The 3,325-nt window shown below is 76.1% G+C and carries 3 protein-coding genes; 1 reads left to right on the plus strand and 2 read right to left on the minus strand.

Features of this window, described 5'->3' with window-relative positions; genetic code table 11:
- Nucleotides 1-667: bifunctional 4-hydroxy-2-oxoglutarate aldolase/2-dehydro-3-deoxy-phosphogluconate aldolase (gene eda / locus ACLIYP_RS29805; RefSeq protein WP_412716194.1), on the minus strand; the 667-nt coding region annotated here is incomplete at its 3' end.
- 85 nt (nt 668-752) lie between these two features.
- Nucleotides 753-1,550 (minus strand): peroxide stress protein YaaA, encoded by a 798-nt coding sequence (gene yaaA / locus ACLIYP_RS29810; protein ID WP_412716195.1) that lies wholly within the window; start codon nt 1,548-1,550, stop codon nt 753-755.
- 143 nt (nt 1,551-1,693) lie between these two features.
- On the opposite strand from yaaA, the gene ACLIYP_RS29815 reads away from it, so the two are divergent.
- Entirely contained in the window at nt 1,694-3,070 is a 1,377-nt protein-coding gene (locus ACLIYP_RS29815) for a DUF2254 domain-containing protein (protein WP_412716196.1), read from the plus strand.
- Nucleotides 3,071-3,325: the final 255 nt, after the last annotated feature.

The raw sequence follows: 3,325 nt of genomic DNA on the forward strand, positions 1-3,325 counted from the left end.
CGGCGCCGGTGCCCGCGGCGGCGCCCAGCCGGGCGGCCTCGCGGGCCAGGCGCTCGACCCGGCCCCAGTCCCGCGCCCGCACCGCGTCCGGCGGCAGCATCCAACTGCCGCCCACGCACGGCACGTTGGACAGTGCCAGATAGTCCGCCGCCGAATCCGGCCCGATGCCGCCCGTCGGACAGAACCGGGCCCGGGGCAGCGGTGAGGCCAGCGCCTGAAGATACGCCGGGCCGCCCGCCGCGCGGGCCGGGAAGAACTTCATCTCCGTCACCCCGCGCTCCAGCAGCGCCATGACCTCCGAGGCGGTGCAGACCCCCGGCAGCAGCGGCACGCCCGTCTCCCGTGCCGCCGCCAGCAGCCGGTCCGTCCAGCCGGGGCTGACCAGGAAGCGGGCGCCGGCGTCCCGCGCCGCCGCCGCCTGCTGCGGGGTGAGCACCGTGCCCGCGCCCACCACGGCCCGCGGCACCTCCGCCGCGACCCGGCGCACCGCCTCCAGCGCGTCCGCCGTCCGCAGCGTGATCTCGGCCGCGCGCAGCCCGCCCGCCACCAGCGCCCGCACCAGTGGTACGGCCTCGGCCGGATCGGCCCCGCCGTCGAGGACGACGACCGGCAGCACCGGGCCGAGAGCGAGTACGGACGGTACGGGGTCGGCTGTCATGGCGGCCATCCTGCCCATCCCGCTCACGTACCGCAACGCCCGTTGCGCACCGTGCAACGAACCGGAGCCCGGCCGGAGCCCGGCCCGAGCCCTGTCAGAGTTCGGTGACCACCACGTCCAGCCGCCACGGCGCCCCGCCCTTCGCCGGAGGCTCCGCCTCCACCGTGTACCCCAGGCCGCGCAGCGCCTCCGCCAGCTCCGCCGGGCCGCCCGGCTCAAGGCCCTCGCGCAGCAGCGCGCGGACCATCCGCCCCTTGGTGGCCTTGTTGAAGTGGCTGACCACCGACCGCTTCTCCACACCGCCGACGATCCTGGACTGGAGCACCCGCACCGTCGCCGTCCGCCCGGCGAGTTCGCCCTTCGGCTTCCACATCGCCCCGTACGCCGCCGACCGCAGGTCCAGCACCAGCCCCTCGCCGGCCGCCTCGGGAAGCACCGACTCCAGCGGCTCCCGCCAGTACCGGCCCAGTGATCCCAGCGCGGGCAGCCGCACCCCGCCCGAGCAGCGGTAGGGCGGAATCGGGTCGCCGATCCGCACCGCACCCCACAGCCCCGAGAACACCAGCAGCCACCGCCCGGCCCGCTCCCGCGCCGCCGCGCCCAGCGTGCCCAGGTCCAGCGCGTCGTAGAGCACACCGGTGTAGACCTCGCCCGCGGGACGCGTCGGGGCCCCGTACAGCGCCGCGTTCCTCGCCACCTCGCCGCGCAGGCCCTCGCTCAGCCCCAGCACCTCGCGCGCCTTGTCCTCGTCGGCCGAGCACAGCCCCACCAGCTCCGCCAGCACCGCCTCCCGCGCTGCCGTCAGCCCCGGCAGCGACAGCGCTCCCGGATCGAGCGCGGGACCGGAAGCCCCGGCGGCCTTCCCCTCGGACGGCGGCAGCAGTACGAGCACGGCGGTTCTCCTCACAGGCGGCACATGCGCCGGAGTGCGTCCTTCCGCACCAGCGCCACAGCAGCGTATGCGCCCCGCTCACCCGGCCGCCCCGCCGCCCCGGCCGGGGCATCGGTTCCGGCCGGTGCGGTACCCGGCGCGGCGTGAACCCTTTCCAGCGCAACCGGAAGGCCCGCGCGGCGTCCTCCCGCTCACCGCTGTGGGTGTGGCCGACCGCGGGCGGCGCCACCGCTCTGGCCGCCGCGATCCTCCTGGAGCAGTTCCGGCCGCGGCCCGGAACCGGCCCGGCCGGCCTCTGGCCGGGCGGCCACGACGCGGCCTCCTCGATGCTCCAGGTGGTGGCCACTTCCTCGGTCACGGTGGCGACCCTGTCCCTCAGTGTCACCGTGGTGACGCTGCAACTGGCCTCCCAGCAGTTCTCCCCGCGGCTGCTGCGGCGCTACGCCCACGACCCGGTGCTCAAGGCCGTTCTGACGGTGCTGCTCACGACCCTGGTGTTCGCGCTGGCCACCCTGTCCTTCATGAGGTCGGGGGAGGCGCTGCCGGTGGTGTCCCTGGTCCTCGCCTCCGTGCTCGGCGTGGCTTCCCTGGCGGCCGTGCTCGGCTTCCTCAACCACATCATCCGCAGGCTGCGGGTGGACTCCATGATGCTCGACACTCACAAGGAGGCCGGCGACGCGATCCGCAGGTGCCATCCCGCTCGCGACGGCCCCTCCCCGCACACCGGGGACACCCCGGCCACGCACCCGGAACCGGCGCGCGGCGCGGTGGTGCGCGCCCGCCGCAGCGGCTTCCTGAGGCTGGTCGACGCCCGGGAGCTGGTGGCCTGCGCTCGCCGCGGCGACACCTTCGTCCGCGTCGACGTCCGTCCCGGTGACCTGATCGTCGAGGGGAACCCGGTCGCGGTGGTGTGGGCGCGCGCCCCCGGCGGCAGGATGCCCGACCCCGGGGCCGACGGCACCGCCGAGGAGATCGAAGCGGCCCTGAAGACCGGCTTCGAACGGATCCCCGACCAGGACGTGGCCTTCGGCTTCCGCCAGCTCGAGGACATCGCGGTCAAGGCGATGTCCCCCGGGATCAACGACCCCGTCACCGCGTGCACCGCCGTCGGCCACATGGCCGACCTGCTGGTGCGGCTGGCGGGCCGCCGCCTGGGGGACATCCCGCACGAGGACGACGACGGCGTCGTGCGGGTGGTCGTGCCGGACCGGGACCTGCGCTACTACCTCGACCTCGCCTGCGGGCAGCTCAGGCGCTACTCCTCGGGCGAACCCACCGTGCTCGCCGCCCTGCTGCGCATGCTCCGCGACCTGGCCGCGGCGGTGTACGAGGAGGGCGGCGAAAGCGACGCGGCGGAGGTCCGGCGGGCGGCGGAGCTGGTCCTGGACACCATGGCCTCCTCCGTCGGCCCGTCGGACGCCGCGCAGGTGCACGACCTGCACGGACGTGTTCTGGCAGCGCTGGAGGGGCGCCTTCTCGACGCCTACGCCGACCGCAGCGGCGAGACGCGGTCGGTGTGACGCGGTCAGTGGGACGTACCCGGCGCACCCGGTACGGCGCGGTCGGCGCGACGGCCGAGTCGGCCGGGCCACCGAGGGTCTGCCCGTCAGCCGGCCCCGCCCCGGCTCCCGAGCCCCTCCCGCAGCGCGGCCACCGCCGCCTGCGGGTCGTCGGCGTACAGGCGCAGCACCCGCGCCCGCTCCCGGCCGCCGAGCGGACGGACGACCTCCACCGGCGCCCCCAGCTCCACCGTGACCGTGGTCCGCCCGCCGCCC

This window comes from Streptomyces nanhaiensis (assembly GCF_046614825.1).
In the GTDB taxonomy this organism is placed as follows: Bacteria; Actinomycetota; Actinomycetes; order Streptomycetales; family Streptomycetaceae; genus Streptomyces; species Streptomyces radiopugnans.